Origin of the sequence: Natrialba sp. PRR66 (assembly GCF_034808065.1) — an archaeon.
Classification (GTDB): Archaea; Halobacteriota; Halobacteria; order Halobacteriales; family Natrialbaceae; genus Natrialba; species Natrialba aegyptia.
Window position 1 is genome coordinate 1 of sequence record NZ_JAXHGN010000127.1, and the last position, 268, is coordinate 268.

The 268-nt window shown below is 63.8% G+C and carries 1 pseudogene; it reads left to right on the forward strand.

The window, feature by feature from the left end:
- Positions 1 to 78: 78 nt before the first annotated feature.
- Positions 79 to 268 (forward strand): annotated as a pseudogene (locus tag SM755_RS23740) (SAM-dependent methyltransferase); the annotation flags it as partial.

Consider the following 268-nt stretch of genomic DNA (forward strand, 5'->3'; position numbering starts at 1 on the left):
TTCATCATCATCCTCTGATAGGGAGACTCCGTCAGGTCTGATCGCTGGGGTTTACGGGTTGCGCGTCGAACGTCCGCCATGGACCGGCGTCCCGTCGACGTTCGAGACACTTACGACCGGATCGCGGGTCACTTCGCCGAGACGCGCGAATACCCCTGGCCAGAGGTCGAATCGTTCGTCGAGGACGCCCCTCGCAGCGAGGTCGCTCTGGACCTCGGATGCGGTAACGGACGCCACGCCGAACTCCTCGCCGCACATACCGATCGGG